The organism is Pontixanthobacter sp., assembly GCF_049682855.1.
In the GTDB taxonomy this organism is placed as follows: Bacteria; Pseudomonadota; Alphaproteobacteria; order Sphingomonadales; family Sphingomonadaceae; genus Pontixanthobacter.
The window spans coordinates 67,625-89,807 of sequence record NZ_JBAUIK010000007.1 but is presented as its reverse complement, the minus strand read 5'-3'; the positions used below and the strand labels follow the sequence as shown (position 1 = coordinate 89,807).

Sequence of the window (22,183 nt, the reverse complement as noted above, 5' to 3'; positions counted from 1 at the left end):
TCAATCTCCGATACGTACGATGGTAATGGCATAAAACAGCACGACAAAAAACAGCAATACGCCGCCGATCACAAGGTTGCGGCCTTTCTGGCGGCGACGATATTCGGCGTCTTCTTCGGGGGTCATAGCGTTACTCCGGGAATGGGCCAATTCTGGTAATCTGCCACGCGGTCCAAAACCAGCGCACCAAACAGCGCAAATAGATAGACAATGCTAAACGCAAAAAGCCGCTTTTCAGGCTTCATCATATCCTCTGGCGTGGCCGTGCGGAAGGCAACCGGCACTGACAGGGCCAAGAATATTAGCGATAACGCGAGCGCAATCACCCCATACAGCGCGCCGGTACCGCCCACAAACCACGGGGCTGCAGCGATTGGCACCAGCATGATGCTGTAAATCAGAACCTGCCGGCGCGTCGCAGCGGCCCCTTTTGCCACCGGCATCATCGGGATGCCCGCTTTAGAATAATCGCTCTGTACGAACAGGGCGAGCGCCCAGAAATGCGGCGGTGTCCAGAAAAAGATAATGGCAAATAGCAGGATCGGCATAATCGTGACATCGCCGGTCACCGCGACCCAGCCGATCATGGGCGGAAATGCCCCCGCACCGCCGCCTATCACAATATTCTGCGGTGTACGCGGCTTCAGCCAGATCGTATAAATGACAGCATAATAGAAAATCGCCACAGCCAGAATAGCTGCCGCGAGCCAGCCAATCGCGAGGCCCATGATACCAACCGATGCAGCAGAAATGGCTATGCCGAAATCGCGTGCGTCAACCGGGTTCATACGGCCTGCTGGCAATGGACGCCTGGATGTCCGCTTCATTACCGCATCTATATCGGCTTCCCACCACTGGTTCAGTGCCGCCGAGCCGCCAGCGCCCAGTGCGATACACAGGATCGCGGTGAACCCCAAGATCGGATGAATGCTGCCAGGCGCCGCAGCCAGACCGCAAATACCAGTGAAAATCACCAATGTCATAACGCGCGGCTTGGTCAACGCATAAAAGTCGCGCCAATCAGCCGGCAGAATATGTCCCGAGGAGGTTGTGGTGACGGTCATTACAGGGCGCACGGCCTTTCAACTGAATTTTTGCCAAAGGGGGCACAGCGTTTCCGCTGCGCCCCTCCAAGTATGAACATTCCTTGCTTCCGTTGGGGAAGCGGCAACGCCTATGCGCTGACCGGACGGTGATCATGATAGTCATTCTTATCAGTGATCACCGGCAGAGTTTCAAATTGATGGAAAGGCGGCGGTGAGGACAATGTCCATTCAAGTGTGGTTGCCCCCTCTCCCCAAGGATTATCCGCTGCCTTCTTGCCCGCTGTGTAGGCATATATCAGGTTGGCAAAGAAGATCAGCATGGACGCCCCCATCACCGCATAACCGTAAGAGGATACCTCGTTCCAGAAAGCGAAGGATTCATTGTAATCAGGAATCCGGCGCGGCATGCCGTTCATGCCAAGAAAATGCTGCGGGAAGAAGATGATGTTCACCCCGACGAAGAACACCCAGAAGTGCAGTTGCGCCAGAAATTCGCTGTGCATCCGGCCGCTCATTTTCGGGAACCAGTAATAGAATCCGGCAAATAGCGAGAACACCGCACCCATCGACAGAACATAATGGAAATGCGCCACCACGTAATATGTATCGTGGAGGTTATCATCGATGCCGCCATTGGCCAGTACCACGCCGGTCACACCGCCAACGGTGAACAGGAAAATGAAACCAAGTGACCATACCATCGGCGATTTGAACTCTAGCGAGCCGCCCCACATTGTCGCGATCCAGCTGAATATCTTAACCCCGGTCGGCACCGCGATAACCATCGTCGCAGCGGTGAAATACATTTTCGTATTTACGTCCAGGCCAGTCGTATACATGTGGTGCGCCCACACGATGAAGCCGACCACACCGATGGCAACCATCGCATAGGCCATACCGAGGTAACCAAAGATCGGCTTGCGGCTGAAGGTCGCAATAATCTGACTGACCATCCCGAAACCGGGCAGGATCATGATATAGACTTCAGGGTGGCCGAAGAACCAGAACAGATGCTGGTAGAGAACCGGGTCACCGCCGCCCGCCGGATCGAAGAATGTCGTGCCGAAGTTACGGTCCGTCAGCAGCATGGTGATCGCCGCAGCCAGAACCGGCAGAGCGAGAAGCAACAGGAACGCCGTGACCAGAACCGACCATACGAACAGCGGCATTTTATGCAGCGTCATGCCTGGCGCGCGCATATTAAAGATGGTGGTGATAAAATTGGTTGCGCCCAAAATTGAGCCAGCACCGGCCAGGTGAAGCGCAAAGATTGCGAAATCAACCGCCGGGCCGGTCGAGCCCGATGTGGAAAGCGGTGCATAGACCGTCCAGCCAACCCCGGCACCATTACCGGATCCGCCGGGTACAAACATGGAGAACATCAGGCTGGCGAAACCGGCCACTGTCAGCCAGAATGACACATTGTTCATCCGCGGGAACGCCATGTCGGGCGCACCGATCATCAATGGCACAAACCAGTTACCAAAACCGCCAATCATGGCGGGCATAACCATGAAGAACACCATGATCAGACCGTGCGCCGTGATTAGGACATTCCACATGTGAAGATTTTGATCGATGGCCGATTCGCCGCCCATCAATTCCACAACAGCACCCAGATATTGAATACCAGGCTCTGCCAATTCCATCCGCATCACACCGGAAATCGCGCCGCCGATAATGCCCGCACAGATCGCAAATATCAGATACAGCGTACCGATATCTTTGTGGTTCGTGGACATGAACCAGCGCGCAAAGAAGCCGGGCTTATGGTCAGCATCATGCGCATGATCGTCGCTATGTGCTGGAAATGTTTCGGCTGTTGTTGCCATGTTGTATCAAACCTCAATATGCGTTTCGGCGTAATTCTATATTTTCGGCAGCGGCCAGCAGCTATACTGCCGGTGCAGCTTCCTCACCCGCGACCTCACTCTCGGTATCGGCAGCGGCATCCGCAGCGGGCGCCGCCGTATCAGCCTGTTCAGCTACCGCAGGTTCATCACCAGCGACAGTGCCGCCCTGCGAGCGAACCCATGCTTCCCACTTGTCGCGCGGCAATGCCTCGACAGCGATCGGCATAAAGCCGTGCTTCACACCGCACAGTTCAGAACATTGCCCGTAATAAATGCCCGGCTCGTCGATCGTCAGCATCCGCTCGTTCAACCGGCCGGGTACCGCGTCAATCTTGAACCACAGCGATGGGACAGAAAATGCGTGGATCACATCGGCACCGGTCGTCTGAATTCGAAGCGGTGTATTCGCCGGCACAACCATGCGGTTATCAACCGCCAGCAAGGCAGGCTCGCCATTGGCAATCGCTTCACTATTGCTCAGCATGTTGGAGACGACTTCAAAGCCGCCATTATCAGGATATTCATAACCCCAATACCACTGGTAACCGATCGCCTTGATCGTCACCGCCTCTTCCGGCGGCGTCTCATACTGGCGCGCAAGAAGGGTGATGGACGGAATTGCGATCCCGACCAGGATCAGGACGGGGACCAATGTCCAGACCACTTCAACCAGAGTGTTGTGCGTGGTCTTTGAAGGAACCGGATTTGCCCTGCGGCGATACCGCGCGATTACCCACAGCAGCAGACCCAGCACAAACAGGCTGATGATCGTGATCACCGGCAGTAATATCGCATCATGCATCCACAGGGCATAATCGCCATTGGACGAAAACTGGTCCTGGAACGTCATCGAGCCAGCCGCATCATCTTCAAATGATGTCGGCTGCCCCTTGATCCATTCGGGGCCGAGCGGTTCATATGCCGCGTCCGGGCCAGCCGCCTCCGTAACGACGACATCGGCCTCAGCCGCCTGGGCAGGCGCCACGGTGCCCGGTGCATCCGTTACCGTTACAGCGTCTTGCGACAGAGCGACCTGCGGCGCGAGCGCGGCCAACATTGCCGCACACAGCGTGGTTAACATCCGTAAAGCCCGCATGGACCGATCACCGAAATTCATTAGCACACAGCTCTCTGTTCGTTACAGGACATCGCAATCTCTGCCCTTACCTCACCCCCTTAATATGGGGCTTTCCGATTGTGCCTATACGCACGCTTGCCCGCTGTCTCAAGCGGTTCTAGGAGAAAAATCCGCAACCGGTGTTGCCAAACGAACAAGTTTCCACCGATTTACCGGAGTATTGCCGATGACTGAAGAAGACGTACTCTCCGAATTCCGAGCCAGTGACGCCCTTCTGGAAGGACATTTTCTGCTCTCCTCCGGTCGGCATAGCGGGCATTATTTGCAATGCGCGCGGGCACTTATGGACCCGATGCGCGCCAGCCGAATCGCAGCGGGACTTGCCGCAAAAATACCGCGCGAATTGCGCAGCCAGATTGATACGGTTGTGTCGCCGGCGATGGGCGGCATAATTATCGGTCACGAGATGGGCCGGGCTTTGGGTAAAGAGGCGATATTTCTGGAACGGCCGGAGGGAACATTTGAGTTCCGCCGCGGTTTCGCGCTCAAACAGGGAGCCAAGGTCGTTCTGGTTGAAGACGTTGTCACCACAGGCCTGTCATCGCGCGAGGCGATCAGAGCGGTCCAGGCGGCTGGCGGCGAGGTCCTTGCGCTGGTATCCATCGTCAATCGTACCGGCGGCGCAGCGACGTTCGACGTGCCCTATTTCGCTTTGCTAGAGATAACCTTCCCGACATATGCCGATGATGAAATACCGATGGAACTGGCTGCCATTCCAGTCACAAAACCGGGGAGCCGCAAGTAAGTGCATGACGTGCGCACCATGAATGCCCATACGCGCAACGCTTTGCGCCTTGGCGTGAATATCGATCACGTTGCCACCATCCGCAATGCACGCGGCGGTGCGCATCCCGATCCCGTGCGCGCGGCGCAAATCGTCGCCGCGGTTGGCGGGGATGGCATAACTGCGCATCTCCGCGAAGATCGCCGCCACATCCGCGATGATGACCTGAAGCGCATTCAGGCTGCAACCGACTTGCCGCTCAATCTGGAAATGGCCGCGACAGACGAAATGCTGTCGATTGCGTTGCGGCATTTGCCCAACGCGGCATGCATCGTTCCCGAAAACCGCGAAGAGCGCACGACTGAAGGCGGGCTGGATGCAGCAGGTCAGCACAACCGCCTCGCGCCGATCGTATCGCGCCTGAAGGATGCCGATATCAGGGTCAGCCTGTTCATCGAGGCAGACGCCCGCCAGCTGGAGGCTGCGATGCGGCTGGGCGCGGATATTGTCGAATTTCACACCGGCGAGTATGCCCATGCTTTTATCGATGGAGATGCCGCCGCGCTGGAAGCCGAGCTGAGGCGCATTGCTGACATGGCGGCTTTATCAGTCAAAAACGGTATCGAGCCCCATGCCGGTCATGGCCTGACATATGAGAATGTGCAACCGATCGCCGCGATACCGCAACTGGCCGAACTCAATATCGGCCATTATCTAATTGGCGAGGCGGTTTTCACCGGCCTGGAACATGCCGTCAGAAAGATGCGGCAATTGATGGACGAAGCGCGGTGATTATCGGCCTCGGTTCGGATCTGTGTAATATAGAGCGTATCGCCAAAGCTCTCGACCGGCACGGCGAACGGTTTGAACGCCGCAGCTTTACCGAAATTGAGCGCGCCAAAGCAGCCAAACGCCCGTACACGCGCGCTGGCACATATGCCAAACGGTTCGCGGCCAAGGAAGCCTTTTCCAAAGCCGTCGGCACAGGGTTTTATCGCGGCGTTTATATGAAGGATATAGGCGTGGTGAACGCACCATCGGGCGCGCCCACGCTGGCCCTGACCAATGGCGCGGCAGACAGGCTTGCGGAACTGACGCCGCCCGGGCATGAAGCGGTGATTCATCTCACTCTCACCGATGATCATCCCTGGGCCCAGGCATTCGTGATCATCGAAGCAGTTCCGGTCCGCCCATAAACGCGGAGTACCCAGCCTTCACATATATAGAGCTTCGATATTCTCACCGTGACCCAACCATCTGATACCCCTGGCGAAAACGCCGAAACCATCAACTGGTTTGCGGAATTTCGCGGCTTGTTTCTCATGCTGCTGGCCGTGCTGGCATTCCACAGTATCGTTGCGAAACCATTTTTCATTCCCAGCACATCGATGCTGCCCAATCTGATGGTGGGTGACCGGCTGGTGGTGACCAAATACCCCTATGGCTGGTCATGGGTGTCGGCATCGTTCCACGTCCTCCCGCGCAGCGATACGCGGATTTGGGGTGCTGACCCGGCCTATGGCGATATCGTTATTGCCGTGCCGCCGACACGCGACGAGGATTACATCAAACGGGTGGTCGCTTTGCCGGGGGACCGGATTGCCGTGGAAAATGGCCGGATCATACTCAATGGCACGCAAGTGCCGCGGACTGTCGAACCGCCGGTTAGGCTACCGTATGATGCGCAGCAAATCTGTTCCGGCCTGCAATGCCTGGGCTATTTCCAGCGATATCTGGTCACGCTCGACAATGGCGCGAAAGCGTATGAAGTTCCTGTCTACCGGGAGACATTACCCAATGGTGCAAGCTATCTCGTGATCGACCATGAAAAAGACCCGCTCGATAATTTCGCCGAGATCACCATTCCCGACGGGCATATTTTCATGATGGGCGACAATCGCGATCATTCCGCCGATAGCCGCGCCGAGGCTTTTGCCGACGGTCTGGGCGGACCTGTGCCGTTGCAGAATGTCGGCGGCCGAGCCGAATTTATCACATTCTCACTCGATGGAACGACGAGCTGGAACCCGTCGACCTGGTTCAGTTCCTTGCGTAGCGACCGGGCATGGTCGACATTGCGCCCGGCGATTGCAGAAGAAGGCGTCTCACAATGAATAAGCAGGACAATCCCGATCTCGGCACCAGCCCATCGCGTATCCTGAACCCAGAATTACGCTTCGAAGCGCAACGGGCCTTCGTTTGGTCGTCAGTGATCGGGCTGATTCTGCTGGCCATTTATATCTCGCAGTCATTATTGGTGCTTTTCGGGGCGATGGTGTTTGCTGCCATGATTGATGGCGGTGCGCGTCTCATCGGCCGGATATTGCCGATTGGCCGGCCCTGGCGCGTATTGCTGATCCTGATTTTGACGATCGGCTTTTTTTATTGGCTGGCGACCTATGCCGGGACGCAGATATCGCAGGAAGCTGCACAATTACCGTCAATCGTTGAACGGCAGGTCACGCGCGCGCTGGCATGGGCGCAAAGTCAGGGTTTTGCCATCGATCCGGCTGATATTCAGGGTTTAGCGACCAATCTCCTAAGCGGTGTCGGCACGCTGACGCGCGCGCTCGGAGGGATTTTCGGCGGCCTGACCACCCTTCTGCTGATCACCATCATCGGCATCTATCTGGCGATGGAACCCAAACTATATGAGCGCGGGGTTGCCTGGCTGATCGTTCGCAATCGGCGCGACGGGTTTTACGAAACAGTATCGCAGATGGCTTTCACCATGCGGCGGTTGATGGCTGGCCGCCTGATCGGGATGGTGTTTGAGGGGATCTTCACTTGGGCCCTGCTTGCCTGGTACGGCGTGCCGATGGCTGCCCTGCTTGGTATTTTGACCGGATTGCTCGCTTTCATTCCCAATTTGGGCGCTTTGATTGCGGGGGCATTGATGGTTCTGGTGGGTTTCTCCGGCGGAACGGAAATGGGACTCTATACGATTTTTGTCTATTTTCTGGTACAGACGTTCGATGGCTATGTGATTATCCCGCTGATCGCCAAGAAGACAGTCGATCTGGCTCCGGCAGTGGTACTGACCGGGCAGCTAATTATGGGCATATTGTTCGGTATCCTCGGTTTGTTTCTGGCCGATCCCATGCTGGCAATGCTGAAAGTCGCTCTGGAACGCCGGGCGGCGCGTAACCAGGCGGAGGATGACCGGGTGTTGGAGGCTGATAGTGGCACGTAAATTTCTCTATTTCATCGCTACAATCATCGTTCTGGTCTTTTTCGGCGCAGTGATTTTGGCGATCTGGTCAAAAGAGCTGACCGAACTTGCAATGGTGCCCAGCGCCGATTTCGTCGAGCAGCAACCGCTGGAGCGAAACGCCTATCAGGATCCCGCCATGTGGTTTTCGCGCCCGGGTATTGGCACAAGCGACCCGGCGCGCTGGCAACCGGCCATACAGAGCGGCGCGGATGGGCTCCCCGTTCCAGGCAATCCGCCAGAGCCCGCACCCGATTTCGCGGTCTTTTTCATCCATCCGACCAGCTATCTTGATCGCGCCAACTGGAATGCGCCGCTGGACGATGAAGAATCGCAGCGTATCGCGCGCATCTATGTTCGCGGTATGGCCAGTCCGTTTAATCAGGCGAGCGAAATCTGGGCGCCGCGTTACCGGCAGGCCACATTTGGCGCGTTTCTGGCCGAAAGCGAGGATGCAACCGGCGCGCTGAATGCTGCCTATGCCGATGTCAAAGCTGCGTATGAGTTTTTTCTGTCTTCGGTTGAACCGGACACGCCGATCGTGCTGGCCGGTCATAGCCAAGGCAGCGTCCATTTGCTGCGATTGCTGAAAGAAGAGGTCGCCCGCTCGCCTGTCAAGGAACGACTGGCTGCCGCCTATGCCGTTGGCTGGCCAGTATCGGTCGAACACGACCTGCCATTGCTTGGCATCCCCGCCTGCGCCACCGCGCAGCAATCGGGCTGCCTGATGGCATGGTCGAGCTACGCCGAGCCCGCCGATCCTTCGCAGGTGCTGGAAGCCTATCAGACTTCTACCGGCTTTGATGGGCAGCCGCGCGGCGATAGCAAGATATTGTGCACCAATCCGTTGACGGGCGGCGTCGGCGGTGCTGCCGACAGTGCTCAAAACCTCGGCACTCTGGTACCTGAAGACGGTTTCCAAACGGGGGCGCTTTTACCCGGTGCCGTACCTGCGACATGTGATGACCGCGGTTTGCTTCTCATTGGTCCGCCGCCCGAAATGGGCAATTATGTGCTGCCTGGTAATAATTACCACGTCTATGATATTCCGCTGTTTTGGAAAAATGTGCAGCAAGGCGTGGTTGCGCGGGTCCGCTCCATGTCGGCGCAGCCCTGAGTGGCCGCATGATTACCGATAGCGCGAATGAGATGCGTGATGCATTACCCGAAGGGGGCGCGTTACTGGCTCTGGACCTGGGCACCAAAACTATCGGAATGGCCACCTGCGATGCGGGCTGGCAATTCGCCACGGCAGGCAGCACGCTGCAGCGCGGGAAATTTGGCCGGGACCGTGATGCCCTGGGCACAGCAATCCGTCAGCGCGGCATCAAGGCGATCGTCATTGGTTTACCGCGCAATATGGATGGCAGCGAAGGGCCGCGCGCTCAGGCCAGCCGCGCCTATGCCCGTAATCTGGCGGCGGCGTTTGAATTGCCGGTGCTTCTGTGGGATGAACGCTGGTCTACCACCAGCGCAGAGCGCGCGATGATCGGACAGGATATGAGCCGCCGCAAACGCGCTGAAAAAATTGATAGTCACGCCGCTGCGATCATTTTGCAAGGAGCGATTGATGCAATGGCTGGCGGAATCCTATAGGTTGCAGCATGGCCATGTCTGAAAAAAGCTTTGATCCTCGCCAGGCCGTGAAATTGCTGCTGCGTCATGGGCACTCGGCCAAGCTCGGACTGCAATATCACGATCACGGCGAAAACTGGGTCGATCTTGAACTGCCCTGGCGTGAGGATTTGGTAGGTGAGGTGGACCGCAAAATTCTCGCCTCCGGCCCGATTATCAGTCTGCTCGATATGGCATCAGGCTTGGCCATCTGGACCACGCATGGCACATTTGTGGCGATTGCCACGCTTGATCTGCGCGTCGATTATCAGCGCCCCGCCCGGCCCCAGACTGCGGTTATCGCCCATGTGGAATGTTACCGTCTGACCAAATCCGCCGCCTTTGTGCGCGGGATAGCGCATGACGGTGATCCCGGCGATTCAGTTGCGACAATGGCGGGCGTGTTCATGACTATAGGCGGGGATACGCGTAATGTCTGACAGTGCTTGCAAATATCCCGCGCTTACCCCGTATGCGCAGTCCATCGGCATCCGCTACGATGGCGAAGAGCATGGGGCACCGATATTGGCGTTTGATTTTTCAGGCGATGTCGAAGGCCGTCCGCAGCACTTGCACGGCGGTGCGACCAGCGGTCTTCTGGAAACCGCTGGCTATGCCCTGCTGCGCGCCGAACTGGAAAGGCTGGGCCGCGTCCACCGTTTGAAACCGATCAGCATTACCGTTCAATTCTTGTCGGCTGGCAAGCAGCAGATAACCTATGCCAAGGGCCGGATTACCAAACTGGGGCGGCGCAATGCAAATATTTCAGTCGAAGCTTGGCAGGCCGACCGCGACCGGCCCATTGCTACTGCGATCATGAATATCTTGATGGCCGCGCCGGAGACTTAATTTTCGCCGAAGACTCAATTTTCGCGGGCGCCGCTTTCGACATTGATGCCATTCTCATCCAGCGTCACGTCCAGCGGGATGCCTTCGATCTCGGTCGATAGCGTCACCCCTTCCCCGTCGCGCACGCGCAAGGTAGAGCCGCCGTCCCCGAGCGGAATATCTTCCGGCTCTGGCACGTCCATCGGTTGGACCGGCCCAGCCGGATCGGCTTTGGGAGCACGGCTCCGGGCAGGCGGTTTACCGCTGGCCTGGCGCATAAAATCACGCCATATCCGTGCCGGTAAACTGCCGCCAGTGACACCGTCGAGCGGTGAATTGTCATCATTGCCGACCCACACGCCAACCACCAACCGGTTTGAGCCCTCGCCTGCATAGCCGACAAAAAGTGCGTCTCTGTTATCCTGGCTCGTGCCCGTCTTGCCAAAATTGGGGATCGATAGCATGGCGGCGCGGCCCGTCCCCCCATTGACGGTGTCGCGCAGCATACGTTCCATAGCTTCATGGTCAGAGCCCGGCATGCTGTCTGCTCTGTCCCACAGCCAATCGAACCAGCCTTCCTTTTCTGCGGCAAAGGCGCGCGGTGTCACCGGATATGCGTTTCCCGCCACACCGGCATAGGCGGCGGTCAATTCCAGCAATGTTACCGATGATGTTCCCAGCGCCAAGCTGGGATCGCCATAGGGCAGCTTGGAAGTGATCCCGTAAGCCCGCGCCATCGTGACCACAGCCTCATCGCCGAGCTGGTTGAATAGGCGCACTGCCGCAACATTGCTCGACCGTGCGAACGCGTCACCCAAAGTAATCGTAGCAGAATATTTCTCGCCTGCATTTTTCGGCCGGTAACCTCCCGCCTCGATCGCGCTATTATCGATCACATCATCGGGCTCCATTCCCGCATCCAGCGCCGCCAGCCAGACAAACAATTTAAATGTCGATCCCGGTTGCCGCTTGGCCTGCGTTGCCCGGTTAAATGGGGAGTTGGCATAATCCTTCCCGCCAATCATGGCGACGACTTCGCCGTCCGGTCGCATGGCCACCAATGCGACTTGCGCATCACCCAGGCGCGCACGCGCAACCGTTCTGCGTGCGATAGTCTGCAGCCGCGAATCGAGCGTGGTGGTGATGGTTTGCCGGGCATAGCCCTGCGCAGTCAATTTGCGCGCCTCCGGCAACGCCCAATCAGCAAAATAGGTGCCGGTTGGCAGGTCATCAACCGTGCGGACGTCCAGCCTTGGCACTGGCATTTCATCCGCCTCGGCCTGGGTAATATACCCCGCTGCCACCATTGCGCTGACCACCATCGCGCGGCGTTTTTCCGCCCGGCCGAAATGTTTCACCGGATTGAACCGTGACGGCGCCTGCACCAATCCGGCCAGCATCGCCGCCTGTTCAGGTTTCAGATTTTCGGGCTTGCGATAGAAAAAATGGAGCGATGCCGCGCGCAGTCCATAGACATTATCCCCAAAATACGCATTGGAGAGATAGCGTTCGAGAATTTCTTCCTTCGTCAGCCACGTCTCCAGCCAGAATGCGATCAACATTTCGCGTGCCTTGCGGGTATAGGTCTGTTCCGGCGTCAGGAAAGTGAATTTGGCGAGCTGTTGAGTGATCGTGCTTCCCCCGCCAACACCCTTAAATACCGCCCGTGCTACGCCGCGCGGATCGACACCCCAATGGCTATAGAACCGCCGGTCCTCAATCGCCAGAAACGCCTCAACCACGTGATCCGGCAAGGCGGAAACATCCACTGGCGCGTCGGTAATGGCGCCGTTGCGCGCAATCGGTGTCCCATCCGCGGCCAGCAGAGTGATCTGCGGGTCCGCAATCGGCTCCAGCGATTTGGACAGCGGCGTGGTGATCGCCAGCCATGCGATGATCAGGATCAGCAGCCCCAATCCGAATGCGATTATCCGTGAAAACCACCATAATTTGCGCCGCCCGCGCCAAAAGCGCGGGTGCCACATTTTTTCCCTGCGGCGCTGTTCTTGACGAAAACGCTCGTCAATACTGCCAAGCTGCATAGCCCACCGGTCGTAATCGGGGCGCGAAGCGCGTGACCGGTTATTGCCGGACCGGGAAATGGCATCATCATCGTCATAGTCATAGTCATAGTCATCATCGCTGCTATCGTCAGACCACCCATTGCCATAGGGTTCCTGCACGGCATAATAACCCTGCGAAGGGTCACGCTCCGTATTATCGGCCCCGCGTAATTTCTGTAACAACCAGCCAAACATTAGACTGTATTATATTAACAACACAGCTATTGCGAGTGGAAAAACGTTGGCGGCAGAACGCGAGCGGAAAACTAGCCGTTACCGACAACGCTCTCCGGCAGCTCTGTGCCAAATACGCGCTGATAATACTCGGCCACCATCATCCGTTCAGCCTCATCGCATTTGTTGAGGAAACTGAGGCGAAAAGCGAAACCGACATCGTTGAAAATAGCCGTATTTTGCGCCCAGGTGATAACGGTACGCGGGCTCATGACCGTCGAGATGTCACCATTCATAAACCCTTGGCGGGTCAAATCGGCGACCTTGATCATATCGGCAATCTGACCGGGATCGCTATCCGGATTTTTCGCGCTAACAATGTCCTGCTCGGTCTGGGCGGGAAGGTAGTTGAGTGCGGTGACAATATTCCAGCGGTCCATCTGTCCCTGATTGATCGCTTGCGTGCCATGATACAGCCCGCTGGTGTCACCAAGACCAACCGTATTGGCGGTGGCAAACAAGCGGAAACCCGCATCGGGCCGGATCACGCGGTTCTGGTCAAGCAGAGTGAGCTTACCCTCCGCTTCCAGAACGCGCTGGATCACAAACATAACATCCGGGCGGCCAGCATCATATTCGTCAAACACCAGAGCGACCGGATGTTGCAGCGCCCAGGGTAGCAAACCTTCACGAAATTCAGTGACTTGCAGCCCGTCGCGCAGAACGATTGCATCGCGTCCGACCAAATCAATCCGGCTGATATGCGCGTCCAGATTGATCCGGATACACGGCCAATTCAGGCGTGCGGCGACCTGTTCAATATGGGTTGATTTGCCGGTGCCGTGGTACCCCTGTACCATCACTCTGCGATTATGCGCGAAACCGGCCAGAATCGCCAAAGTGGTATCACCATCGAAGACATAATTGGGATCAAGATCGGGCACACGCTCATCCGCCTGGCTGAAAGCGGGCACATCCCAGTCCAGATCAATCCCAAACGTATCGCGGACACTGACGGTAATGTCAGGGGCGGACAGGGATGTTTTGGAGGTCGGATCGAATGTCTTGTCTGTCATATGGCCGCAACGCCTAGCGGCGCGATTGGGTCCCTGCAATACTGCCGCGAGCATCGCTACGCGGATTTAAACTGTGATGGACGCCGTAATGTGCCGATAAAACCCGATTTACGCCGGATTTTGCGCCATCCGCTACGTACCCCCATTTGCCGTTCCAGCGTCATCAAACACAGGCAGCGCCTGTTCGTAACCGGCCACGCCGCGCATGTGGCGGTCCCGGCGCGGCTTACCGCGACCCGCGATAATATTTGGCCGACATTGGCAATCACATCGAACGCGTCGATCTGTTTTCTTGTTCAAGCCATACAGATAGGTCTTGGTGGCGGCGTCATAAGTTGCCATATCCGGCATATGCCCGCGTCCAGCCCGTCCGAATTAATCCGTCAGAAGTTGGTCGGGCGCGTTCGGGCAGTGTTCAACGATGCCGATAGCGGCCAGCAGCCGGTGCCGCCATCAGACGATGCGCTGTTCGCCAGGGACACACCGATCCGCATGGTCCACGCCGATGCGGTTTCGATGATGATTGGCGGCATTCGCTCGCTATTGCTGCAAATGCTGCATCCGCATGCATTGCAAGGGGGGCTCGACCATTCCAACTTCCGCGAGGATATGCATGGCCGGTTACGCCGCACCGCGCGGTTCATTGCGATCACCACTTTCGGCCACCGCGACGAAGCGGTCCGGATTTGCGAACGTGTCAACCGGATACACGCGCAGGTGAAAGGCACTTTGCCCGATGGAACGCCTTATCTGGCATCCACTCCGCGCACTCTGGCCTGGGTGCATGTGGCAGAGGCGGTCAGCTTCCTCGAGGCGTATCTCCATTATGTTAAACCGAACATGTCCTTTGCCGATCAGGATGAATATTTTCGCCAATTTGCGGTGGTCGCGCGGATGCTCGGCGCAGACCCTGTTCCTGAAACCAGGCGTGAGGCAGAGGCTTCGATGCGCGCATTCAGAACAGATTTGCGCTCCAGCGAAGAGGCCAAGGAGATTGCCCGTCTGGTTCTGACCCAGCGCCCCGCGGGCGCGCCGATTGCGGTACAAAAAACTCTCGGCACGGCGGCCGTCGATCTGCTGCCCGATTATGCCCGAAACATGCTTGATCTGCGAAGGCCGGGTCTGGAGAAAATTCCGGCCAAATTTGCTGCCTATTCGGTTGGGCGAACATTGCGCTGGGCCTTCAAACAGACCGTTTGATCAGGTGAAGGCGGCGCTGTTCTTCAGCACCTGATAGGCCTCCACTACGCGGCCCAATCGCGCTTCATGACTGCGGTCACCGCCGTTGCGGTCCGGATGATATTGCCGCACGAGAGCAGAATAGCGGCGGCGCACCGCAGGACGATCAGTGTCCGCATCCAGTCCCATTTCGGTGAGCGCCTCCTGCTCGCGCGGTGTGAACTTGGAATAGATCGCTTGCTTGCCCGCCGCGCGCGCCTTTATATCGGCAGCGCGCCCGCCGATCGCATCCAGCGGATCGTTGAAATCGGCCCAACGCGGCATTCCGTCTATTCCAGCATCTGCGCGGAAGGCCTTGCTATCGGTGGCCCAGCCCGATGCAGGCGACTGCGCGGCGAGTATCTCGTCCGCATTCATCCCTTCAAACCAGTCATACCCCGCGTTAAACTCGCGCACATGATCGAGGCAGAACCAGCGCCACATGCCCGGCCCGTCAAAACTGTTGCCGCGCACGCCCGGCGCACGAAATTCGCCTGCCTCGTGGCAACCGGGGGCTTGGCATTCTTGCCCTGTATCTTCAAACCGCCCATGAAATCTGTCACTGCGCATAGCATCTAAGGATGGGGTGTGACGGGAAAAATGCAAATTGGAGAGTACGATAATGCACGTTGCCGATGAAATGAGACAACTGCTGACACGCGCATTTGCGCCCAGCCAGCTAGAGATAATCAATGACAGCGCAAAGCATTCCGGCCATTCAGGCGATGATGGCAGCGGCGAATCGCATTTCACCATTATCATTGAAAGCGCCAAGTTTTCGGGCATATCGCGGCTGCAACGCCAGCGTATGATTAACGCCGCACTGGGCGATATACCGGGCGAGCGGGTCCACGCGCTGGCGATCAGGGCGAGCCCGCCGGAGGACTAATCAATGATTGAACACACCATCACGCCGGTCACGCATGATCTGGGTCAATTTGAAGTCCGCCGCGCGATCCCCGCCCGCGCACGGACAATGATCGGGCCGTTTATTTTCGTCGATCAGTTCGGACCTGCACAGCTTGATATCGGCAGCGGTCTGGATGTCCGCCCGCACCCGCATATCAACCTGTCCACGGTCACCTGGCTGTTCGACGGCGCGATTGATCACCGCGATTCCATCGGTAGTTTCTCCACTATCCGCCCTGGCCAAGTGAATTTGATGACTGCGGGCAAAGGTATCGTTCATTCAGAACGGAGCCCGCAGGCCGAGCGCGATGCGGGACCGCGCCTTTACGGTATGCAGACCTGGCTTGCGCTGCCCGATGGCCAGGAAGACATTGATCCAGCGTTTGAGGCGGTTGGCGACTTACCGGTCATTGAAGACAATGGCGCAAAGGCTGTTGTCATTATGGGAAATCTCTGGGGGCAGCGCGCCGCGACAACGACCCATGTCGATACGATCTATGCCGAGATCATGCTGGAGGCTGGCGGCACCATTCCGGTTGACGCAGAGGCGGATGAACGGGCGGTGATGCTGGTCGGCGGAACCGCACAATTAGGCGGGCAGCAGCTTGGCCTGTATGAATTGACCGTCTTAAAACCTGGCGCAGCTGCGGCGCTATCCTCCGACAGCGGCGGGCGGATTATGCTGCTGGGCGGTGAAGCCTTTACCACACAGCGCCACGTATTTTGGAACTTTGTCAGCTCCAGCCGTGACCGGATCAATCAAGCGAAGGAGGATTGGTCAGTGGGCCGATTTCCAGCAGTGGTGGGGGATGAGGAAGAATGGATACCGATCCCCACGAAACCCAAGACCGTTGCACCCTAGACAATCATCCAGCGCAGGAGAGCCGCGAATGAATTTCACAGGCCAAACACTATGGATCACTGGCGGATCATCGGGTATTGGCGCGGCGCTGGCAGCGCAATGGGCCAAGCGGGGCGCGAAAATAATACTGTCGGGCCGAAATGAGACGCGGCTGGCCAAGGTTGCCGGATCGCTTGGAACAGACACGCTCACTCTGCCATTCGATGTGCGTGATGATACGGCGATGCTGGCCGCAACCGAGCAGGCTATTGCATGGACCGGCAATGTTGATCTGTTTGTCGCCAATGCCGGTATTTCGCAGCGTAGTCAGGCGCTTAACACCGATATGCAAGTGTACCGCGATATCATTAATATTGATCTGACTGCGCAGATCGCCGCCACGCAGGCCCTGTTGCCGCATATGGCCGCGCGCGGATCGGGCAGGCTCGTCTTTATCTCCTCAATCGCGGGCAAAGTCGGTGTGCCGATGCGCACCGCCTATTGCGCGGCCAAGTTCGGACTGATCGGTTATGCCGATGCACTGCGTGCAGAAATGTCTGCTCACGGAGTGGATGTGCATGTCATCGCACCAGGATCGGTTGCAACCAATGTCAGCCGCAACGCACTGACATCAGACGGAACCAGGCGGGGCAAAAGCGACGATGCGATTGATAATGGTATTGCACCAGCCGAGGCTGCCGAGACAATTGTCTGTGCCATCGAAGCCGGGCAGCGCGAGATCATCGTTGCGCGCGGTATGGAAGACGCGATGGGTGAAATGCGCCGCACGCCGGACGCCCTGTTCGATCAAGTCGCGGCACTCGTAGCATCCGGCTATATCGAAAAGATGGAGGCAGAAGGATGATCGGACCGGCCAGGCAGTAGAGAAGGTCACAGGGTAGCGTACCCCCGCCGCGCTGGCTGCCATGCGCGATTCATTGCTGCCAATGCGCGCAACCTTAAAGCCATTGCGCCCACACCCCATGCGGATGGCCGCACGCCAGCAAAGTCTTCTGCCCGCCTCCCGGCCAATAGCGGACATGTAATTCGTGACGGAAAGTCTCCCGATTGGTTTCCAGCGTTACCCATGCGAGCGGCCGCTGCGCTGTGGCGGTCTTTCCCGCTTGCTCCATTGCCGCCGTGATCTGTGCACGGGTTGTTTCGGAAATATATTGCCAAACGATAGAATGGTTGAGCACTGTGGTAACGCCGGCCGGCTGCGGCCTGGCCAATAGACCGGCAACGAAATCACCAGCGTCCTGCTTCATAATCTCGGGCGCTTGCTCGACCGCAAGCTGGATTGCCGCGTCGATCCGGGCCATACGCGCTGCTGCCTCTGGCCAGACATAGCTTTTCAGCCGCAAAGCCGCCTCATGGTCAGACAGATCAACTGGCGATTGGTCGCATCCGCGAATACCCACGATTTCAACCGGGACGTCAGGCGGCGACTCGCCCCGCCACTCGGGTGCAATCTGCATGGGAGACGCCTCCGGACCAGCGAGCACTCCGCCCAGATTGAAATGGTACCGCTCCATCATCGTGTTGATGCCCGCACTCGCTCCCAGTTCGTTCAACTCAAATTTGGGACCCAGCCGCGCAGAAAGCCATTTGAGTGCCGCCATGAACGCCCAGGACCGCGCAGCCTCATTGGTTTGCGGCGGCCCGTCCAGCCACGGCAACAGGCGCGTGTCATATGTCTTGACCAGATCGACAACAATCGCATCGATATCCATTTGATTGGAAATCAGACCGGCATAGACAGGCTTCAACCTTTCATCGGTTCGGGTCAGGACCAGATTGTGCAGCCCCCCATTGAGCCTCAGCGGCAGCGCATCCTCGGTCACGTTTCCCTGCCAATTGGCGATCCGGCGGCCCACCGCCGTGTCCAAGTTCAACAGCTGCAATTGCGCCCGCGCGATTTTGCCCGTGCCCGGTGCGCCCGCCTCCTCCGCATGGCGCGCCTGCCATTCAATTCCGCCAGCCACGGTGTCTCTATCCGTAACTGCATCGTCTGTAATTGCATCGTCCATAATTATTACCTTGCCCGTTTGCCCGTTTGCCCGCGTCCCCGTTTGCCCGTTCATCCATTGCCCTTTGCGGCTTGCCGCCCTATCTGGCGCCTCATGTCTCTCGATACCCGATCCAGCCTTACTTTTGCCGTGCCCAAGGGGCGTATTCTAGACGATGCCCTGCCCGTGATGGCGCGCGCTGGTGTCATTCCGGCGGATGCCTTCCATGACACAACAGACCGCTCGCTCAGCTTCGCCACAACGCGCGGCGATATGCGGTTGATCCGGGTGCGCGCATTTGATGTCGCGACCTTCGTAGCACATGGCGCGGCGCAGGTGGGAATCGTTGGTAGCGATGTCATTGAAGAGTTTGATTATTCAGACCTTTATGCACCGGTTGATCTTGATATCGGCCATTGCCATCTGTCAGTTGCCGAACCGGTCAATGGCGCGGATGCGGCGGCAGGGGCCAGCCATCTGCGCGTTGCAACCAAATACCCCAATATCACACGCCGCCATTTCGAAGCGCGCGGAATTCAGGCCGAGTGCGTAAAGTTGAATGGCGCGATGGAGCTGGCACCCTCGCTTGGATTGGCCAGCCGGATTGTCGATCTGGTATCCACCGGCGCGACATTGAAACAAAACGGGCTGGTCGAAACGGCCAGGATCATGGATATTTCTGCACGGCTGATCGTCAATCGGGCGGCGCTGAAAACCGACCCGCGCGTGGCGCGGCTGGTGGAAATGTTCCGTGATGAAGCGGCAAAGGCAGCGGCATAATGCAGTGGCTCAACATCAGCGATCCAGGTTTCAATGCGGCTTTCCGCAAGATTGTGAATGACCGGCGCGAGGGTGACGCCAGTGTCGCCCGTCAGGTTGAAACCATCCTGAGCGATGTGCACGCGCGCGGCGATGCAGCGGTGCTCGAACTCACTGCGCGGCATGATGGTCATGCCCTTTCAAGTGAAAGTGACTGGTCGATCTCTGCGGCACAATGCAAGGCGGCGTTTGACGGACTTGAGGCGGACTTGCGCGGTGCGCTGACACTGGCATCAGACCGGATCCGCTCATATCACGAAGCGCAGCTTCCCGTAGGCCGCGATTATACCGACGTTGAGGGTGTCCGGCTCGGCGCGCGCTGGTGTCCGGTGGACGCAGCGGGTCTGTATGTGCCGGGCGGACGGGCAGCCTACCCCTCATCTCTGCTGATGAACGCAATCCCGGCGAAAGTTGCCGGGGTGGAGCGATTGGCGGTCGTAACCCCAACGCCCAAGGGCCAGGTCAATCCGCTCGTTCTCGCCGCCGCACATTTGGCGGGCGTGGACGAAATTTGGCGCATCGGCGGCGCGCAAGCGATCGCGGCGCTCGCCTATGGTACGGGCCGGATCGCGCGGGTGGACGTGATAACCGGTCCTGGAAACGCATGGGTCGCCGAGGCCAAGCGGCAACTGTTTGGTGTGGTCGGTATCGATATGGTCGCCGGCCCGAGCGAAATTCTGGTAATTGCCGACGGTCATAATAATCCCGAATGGATTGCCGCTGATCTGCTCAGCCAAGCCGAACATGACCCCAATGCGCAATCGATACTGATCACCGACGACCCGAGTTTCGCGCGGCAGGTTGAGGACCGGGTTGACGTGCAATCCGCGACGCTGGCCACCAGCGCAGTCGCACAGAAAAGCTGGCAGGATCACGGCGTTATCATTCAAGTCGATAATATCGAACAATCCATCGGTTTGGCGAATGAATTGGCTGCTGAGCATGTCGAGCTGGCAGTGGAAAACCCGCAGCCGCTGTTTAACGGCATCCGCCATGCCGGAAGCATCTTTATTGGCCGCTTTGCCCCCGAAGCGGTGGGAGATTACATTGCCGGCCCGAACCATGTTCTGCCCACTGGACGCCGCGCGCGGTTCGCCAGCGGGCTTTCCGTGCTCGATTTCATGAAACGCACCAGCTTCATCGAATTGGACGAAGCGGCCTTGCGCGCGATTGGTCCTGCAGCCGCGAAACTTGCATATGCAGAAGGGCTGCCCGCGCATGCCAAGTCTATCGAAAGCCGCCTGAAATGAGTGTATCCAAATCGTCAGCGCGATCTGTCGCCCGGTCAGCAGCACGGCTCGCCGCTGTGCAGGCCCTGTATCAGCGGCACATGGAACGCACCAAACTGCCAAAACTACTTGACGAATTTCACCAGCACCGTCTGGGCCAGGAGATTGAAGACGATCAATATGCCGATGCCGATATCGATTTTTTCGACGATATCGTCAGCGGCGTGGATGCCCGCTGCGATGAAATAGACGATACAGTGACACAGAAACTGGCCGATGGCTGGACTGTGGCACGGCTGGATAAAACCATGCTGCAAATCCTGCGCGCGGGTACCTATGAACTGTTGGCACGCGCCGATATCACCAAGGCGGTAATCATCAACGAATATGTCGATGTCGCCAAGGCGTTCTTCGATAATCGCGAGGCTAAGTTCGTGAACGGCGTCCTTGATGCGGTTGGCAAAGCGGTACGGTAGAACCACACTGAGCGGCGAAAGCGCCTTTATCGACAGCCTGCGCGCACTCGCGTCGCATCCCGCCGCGCGCGGCCTTGATGATGATGCTGCAGTGCTTGAAATAGGCCATGAGACACTTGTTTTGACGCATGATAGCATTGTCGAGGGCGTTCATTTCCTGCCCGATCAGGACCCGGCAGATATCGCATGGAAACTGATCGCAACCAATCTGTCTGATCTTGCGGCAAAGGGCGCAGAACCTGTCGGCGCGCTTATCAGCCATCAATTGGGCGGCGGCGATGACCGGTTCGCCGAAGGTCTGGCCGAAGTGCTGCAGAAATACGGTGTGGCGCTGCTCGGCGGGGACACGACCCGTGCCAACGGCCCGCGCAGTTTGGGTGCCACGCTTGTCGGTTCAGCCACCCATACCCCTGTGCCAGCCCGATCAGGCGCCAAACCAGGCGACCGGATTTTTGTCACTGGCACTCTTGGCAGGGCCATGCTGGGACTGGAAGGCGGGCTCGCCGAAAATGCATATGCAAGTGCTTATACACGTCCGGTACCGCTGCTTGCTGAAGGGCAGCAATTGGCGCCCCTCGTCAGCGCGATGATGGATGTTTCCGACGGATTGCTACTGGACGCATGGCGTATGGCGAAGGCGAGCAATATGACCTTCCAGCTTATCAGCCAGACATTTCCGGTCGCCGATCCCGCACGGGCGGATGACTGTGTTCGCTGGGGCGATGATTATGAGTTGTTGTTTACCCTGCCGCCGCGCACCGCCTGCCCCGTTCCGGCGACGCAGATCGGGAAAGTAGAGGCGAAGGACAGCGCGCTGTTATGGGTCGACAATGCCATTCTAACCCCGGCTGACCGGCTTGGTTACCGGCACGAGCGGTCTGCCGGTTAATCCGGTTTGCGGTGAACCGTGCATTTCTATCGGTTTGGACTTGCACCCCGCCTCGGTCCGCCTATA

Annotated in this window: 25 protein-coding genes; 17 read left to right on the top strand and 8 right to left on the bottom strand. The window is 57.9% G+C overall.

Annotation, left to right across the window (positions count from 1 at the left end; translation table 11 throughout):
• The 4 genes from WA922_RS03365 to coxB form a co-directional block, all read right to left on the bottom strand.
• On the bottom strand, positions 1-126 hold the full coding sequence (locus WA922_RS03365) for a hypothetical protein (protein ID WP_424770260.1): 126 nt from the start codon (positions 124-126) through the stop codon (positions 1-3).
• Positions 123-1,064, bottom strand: coding sequence for a heme o synthase (locus tag WA922_RS03360; RefSeq protein WP_424770259.1), 942 nt, complete (start codon positions 1,062-1,064; stop codon positions 123-125). Before WA922_RS03360 ends, WA922_RS03365 begins: the two co-directional genes overlap by 4 nt.
• 110 nt (positions 1,065-1,174) lie before the next feature.
• On the bottom strand, positions 1,175-2,878 hold the full coding sequence (gene ctaD / locus WA922_RS03355) for a cytochrome c oxidase subunit I (protein WP_424770258.1): 1,704 nt from the start codon (positions 2,876-2,878) through the stop codon (positions 1,175-1,177).
• A gap of 61 nt (positions 2,879-2,939) precedes the next feature.
• Positions 2,940-4,016 (bottom strand): cytochrome c oxidase subunit II, encoded by a 1,077-nt coding sequence (gene coxB / locus WA922_RS03350; RefSeq protein ID WP_424770257.1) that lies wholly within the window; start codon positions 4,014-4,016, stop codon positions 2,940-2,942.
• A 187-nt stretch (positions 4,017-4,203) separates the two neighbouring features.
• Here coxB and pyrE point away from each other — a divergent pair, with 187 nt between their 5' ends.
• Genes pyrE through WA922_RS03305 form a run of 9 tightly spaced genes read left to right on the top strand, consistent with a single transcriptional unit; the run spans position 4,204 to position 10,435 of the window.
• Complete coding sequence (gene pyrE, locus WA922_RS03345) at positions 4,204-4,782, top strand: orotate phosphoribosyltransferase (protein ID WP_424770256.1); 579 nt, start codon at positions 4,204-4,206, stop codon at positions 4,780-4,782.
• 18 nt (positions 4,783-4,800) lie between these two features.
• Positions 4,801-5,553, top strand: coding sequence for a pyridoxine 5'-phosphate synthase (locus WA922_RS03340; protein WP_424770255.1), 753 nt, complete (start codon positions 4,801-4,803; stop codon positions 5,551-5,553).
• Positions 5,550-5,957 (top strand): holo-ACP synthase, encoded by a 408-nt coding sequence (gene acpS, locus WA922_RS03335; RefSeq protein WP_424770254.1) that lies wholly within the window; start codon positions 5,550-5,552, stop codon positions 5,955-5,957. The genes WA922_RS03340 and acpS overlap by 4 nt, the downstream gene beginning before the upstream one ends.
• Positions 5,958-5,996: 39 nt before the next feature.
• The gene (gene lepB, locus WA922_RS03330) at positions 5,997-6,875 is read left to right on the top strand and encodes a signal peptidase I (RefSeq protein WP_424770339.1); all 879 of its coding nucleotides are present in this window, start codon (positions 5,997-5,999) and stop codon (positions 6,873-6,875) included.
• Complete coding sequence (locus WA922_RS03325; RefSeq protein WP_424770253.1) at positions 6,872-7,954, top strand: AI-2E family transporter; 1,083 nt, start codon at positions 6,872-6,874, stop codon at positions 7,952-7,954. Before lepB ends, WA922_RS03325 begins: the two co-directional genes overlap by 4 nt.
• A complete protein-coding gene (locus WA922_RS03320; RefSeq protein ID WP_424770252.1) occupies positions 7,944-9,089 on the top strand; it encodes a DUF3089 domain-containing protein in 1,146 nt (381 codons plus the stop codon). Before WA922_RS03325 ends, WA922_RS03320 begins: the two co-directional genes overlap by 11 nt.
• Positions 9,090-9,097: 8 nt before the next feature.
• Complete coding sequence (gene ruvX / locus WA922_RS03315; protein ID WP_424770251.1) at positions 9,098-9,568, top strand: Holliday junction resolvase RuvX; 471 nt, start codon at positions 9,098-9,100, stop codon at positions 9,566-9,568.
• A gap of 8 nt (positions 9,569-9,576) precedes the next feature.
• Positions 9,577-10,026: a PaaI family thioesterase gene (locus tag WA922_RS03310; RefSeq protein WP_424770250.1), complete on the top strand. Its 450-nt coding sequence runs from the start codon at positions 9,577-9,579 to the stop codon at positions 10,024-10,026.
• Positions 10,019-10,435, top strand: a complete 417-nt coding sequence (locus WA922_RS03305) for a PaaI family thioesterase (protein ID WP_424770249.1) — start codon at positions 10,019-10,021, stop codon at positions 10,433-10,435. The genes WA922_RS03310 and WA922_RS03305 overlap by 8 nt, the downstream gene beginning before the upstream one ends.
• Positions 10,436-10,449: 14 nt before the next feature.
• On the opposite strand, the gene WA922_RS03300 is transcribed toward WA922_RS03305, so the two are convergent.
• Positions 10,450-12,672, bottom strand: coding sequence for a transglycosylase domain-containing protein (locus tag WA922_RS03300; protein ID WP_424770248.1), 2,223 nt, complete (start codon positions 12,670-12,672; stop codon positions 10,450-10,452).
• A gap of 71 nt (positions 12,673-12,743) precedes the next feature.
• A complete protein-coding gene (gene cobS, locus WA922_RS03295) occupies positions 12,744-13,727 on the bottom strand; it encodes a cobaltochelatase subunit CobS (protein WP_424770247.1) in 984 nt (327 codons plus the stop codon).
• Positions 13,728-13,817: 90 nt separating this feature from the next.
• On the opposite strand from cobS, the gene WA922_RS03290 reads away from it, so the two are divergent.
• Positions 13,818-14,927, top strand: a complete 1,110-nt coding sequence (locus tag WA922_RS03290) for an oxygenase MpaB family protein (protein ID WP_424770246.1) — start codon at positions 13,818-13,820, stop codon at positions 14,925-14,927.
• Here the strand turns inward: WA922_RS03290 and WA922_RS03285 are convergent, their stop codons facing one another.
• Positions 14,928-15,515, bottom strand: coding sequence for a J domain-containing protein (locus WA922_RS03285; RefSeq protein WP_424770245.1), 588 nt, complete (start codon positions 15,513-15,515; stop codon positions 14,928-14,930).
• A 52-nt stretch (positions 15,516-15,567) separates the two neighbouring features.
• On the opposite strand from WA922_RS03285, the gene WA922_RS03280 reads away from it, so the two are divergent.
• From WA922_RS03280 to WA922_RS03270, 3 genes are read left to right on the top strand one after another with little or no spacing between them, the layout of a single operon-like run.
• Complete coding sequence (locus WA922_RS03280) at positions 15,568-15,834, top strand: BolA family protein (RefSeq protein WP_424770244.1); 267 nt, start codon at positions 15,568-15,570, stop codon at positions 15,832-15,834.
• Positions 15,835-15,837: 3 nt separating this feature from the next.
• A complete protein-coding gene (locus WA922_RS03275; RefSeq protein WP_424770243.1) occupies positions 15,838-16,716 on the top strand; it encodes a pirin family protein in 879 nt (292 codons plus the stop codon).
• Positions 16,717-16,744: 28 nt separating this feature from the next.
• On the top strand, positions 16,745-17,560 hold the full coding sequence (locus WA922_RS03270; RefSeq protein WP_424770242.1) for an SDR family NAD(P)-dependent oxidoreductase: 816 nt from the start codon (positions 16,745-16,747) through the stop codon (positions 17,558-17,560).
• 94 nt (positions 17,561-17,654) lie between these two features.
• Here WA922_RS03270 and WA922_RS03265 read toward each other — a convergent pair whose 3' ends face one another.
• On the bottom strand, positions 17,655-18,725 hold the full coding sequence (locus tag WA922_RS03265) for a DUF2332 domain-containing protein (RefSeq protein WP_424770241.1): 1,071 nt from the start codon (positions 18,723-18,725) through the stop codon (positions 17,655-17,657).
• Positions 18,726-18,818: 93 nt separating this feature from the next.
• Here WA922_RS03265 and hisG point away from each other — a divergent pair, with 93 nt between their 5' ends.
• From hisG to thiL, 4 genes are read left to right on the top strand one after another with little or no spacing between them, the layout of a single operon-like run.
• Positions 18,819-19,484, top strand: coding sequence for an ATP phosphoribosyltransferase (hisG, locus tag WA922_RS03260; RefSeq protein ID WP_424770240.1), 666 nt, complete (start codon positions 18,819-18,821; stop codon positions 19,482-19,484).
• A complete protein-coding gene (gene hisD / locus WA922_RS03255; RefSeq protein ID WP_424770239.1) occupies positions 19,484-20,773 on the top strand; it encodes a histidinol dehydrogenase in 1,290 nt (429 codons plus the stop codon). Before hisG ends, hisD begins: the two co-directional genes overlap by 1 nt.
• Positions 20,770-21,228 (top strand): transcription antitermination factor NusB, encoded by a 459-nt coding sequence (nusB, locus tag WA922_RS03250; RefSeq protein WP_424770238.1) that lies wholly within the window; start codon positions 20,770-20,772, stop codon positions 21,226-21,228. Before hisD ends, nusB begins: the two co-directional genes overlap by 4 nt.
• Positions 21,203-22,117, top strand: a complete 915-nt coding sequence (thiL, locus tag WA922_RS03245; protein WP_424770237.1) for a thiamine-phosphate kinase — start codon at positions 21,203-21,205, stop codon at positions 22,115-22,117. The genes nusB and thiL overlap by 26 nt, the downstream gene beginning before the upstream one ends.
• Positions 22,118-22,183 lie beyond the last annotated feature (66 nt).

Bases quoted from the DNA above. Each gene is read 5' to 3' on its own strand.
- WA922_RS03365 (WP_424770260.1), bottom strand. From the start codon at position 126: ATGACCCCCGAAGAAGACGCCGAATATCGTCGCCGCCAGAAAGGCCGC.
- WA922_RS03360 (WP_424770259.1), bottom strand. From the start codon at position 1,064: ATGACCGTCACCACAACCTCCTCGGGACATATTCTGCCGGCTGATTGG.
- ctaD (WP_424770258.1), bottom strand. From the start codon at position 2,878: ATGGCAACAACAGCCGAAACATTTCCAGCACATAGCGACGATCATGCG.
- coxB (WP_424770257.1), bottom strand. From the start codon at position 4,016: ATGAATTTCGGTGATCGGTCCATGCGGGCTTTACGGATGTTAACCACG.
- pyrE (WP_424770256.1), top strand. From the start codon at position 4,204: ATGACTGAAGAAGACGTACTCTCCGAATTCCGAGCCAGTGACGCCCTT.
- WA922_RS03340 (WP_424770255.1), top strand. From the start codon at position 4,801: ATGAATGCCCATACGCGCAACGCTTTGCGCCTTGGCGTGAATATCGAT.
- WA922_RS03325 (WP_424770253.1), top strand. From the start codon at position 6,872: ATGAATAAGCAGGACAATCCCGATCTCGGCACCAGCCCATCGCGTATC.
- ruvX (WP_424770251.1), top strand. From the start codon at position 9,098: ATGATTACCGATAGCGCGAATGAGATGCGTGATGCATTACCCGAAGGG.
- WA922_RS03310 (WP_424770250.1), top strand. From the start codon at position 9,577: ATGGCCATGTCTGAAAAAAGCTTTGATCCTCGCCAGGCCGTGAAATTG.
- WA922_RS03305 (WP_424770249.1), top strand. From the start codon at position 10,019: ATGTCTGACAGTGCTTGCAAATATCCCGCGCTTACCCCGTATGCGCAG.
- WA922_RS03300 (WP_424770248.1), bottom strand. From the start codon at position 12,672: ATGTTTGGCTGGTTGTTACAGAAATTACGCGGGGCCGATAATACGGAG.
- cobS (WP_424770247.1), bottom strand. From the start codon at position 13,727: ATGACAGACAAGACATTCGATCCGACCTCCAAAACATCCCTGTCCGCC.
- WA922_RS03285 (WP_424770245.1), bottom strand. From the start codon at position 15,515: ATGCGCAGTGACAGATTTCATGGGCGGTTTGAAGATACAGGGCAAGAA.
- WA922_RS03280 (WP_424770244.1), top strand. From the start codon at position 15,568: ATGCACGTTGCCGATGAAATGAGACAACTGCTGACACGCGCATTTGCG.
- WA922_RS03275 (WP_424770243.1), top strand. From the start codon at position 15,838: ATGATTGAACACACCATCACGCCGGTCACGCATGATCTGGGTCAATTT.
- WA922_RS03270 (WP_424770242.1), top strand. From the start codon at position 16,745: ATGAATTTCACAGGCCAAACACTATGGATCACTGGCGGATCATCGGGT.
- WA922_RS03265 (WP_424770241.1), bottom strand. From the start codon at position 18,725: ATGGACGATGCAATTACAGACGATGCAGTTACGGATAGAGACACCGTG.
- hisG (WP_424770240.1), top strand. From the start codon at position 18,819: ATGTCTCTCGATACCCGATCCAGCCTTACTTTTGCCGTGCCCAAGGGG.
- hisD (WP_424770239.1), top strand. From the start codon at position 19,484: ATGCAGTGGCTCAACATCAGCGATCCAGGTTTCAATGCGGCTTTCCGC.
- nusB (WP_424770238.1), top strand. From the start codon at position 20,770: ATGAGTGTATCCAAATCGTCAGCGCGATCTGTCGCCCGGTCAGCAGCA.
- thiL (WP_424770237.1), top strand. From the start codon at position 21,203: ATGCGGTTGGCAAAGCGGTACGGTAGAACCACACTGAGCGGCGAAAGC.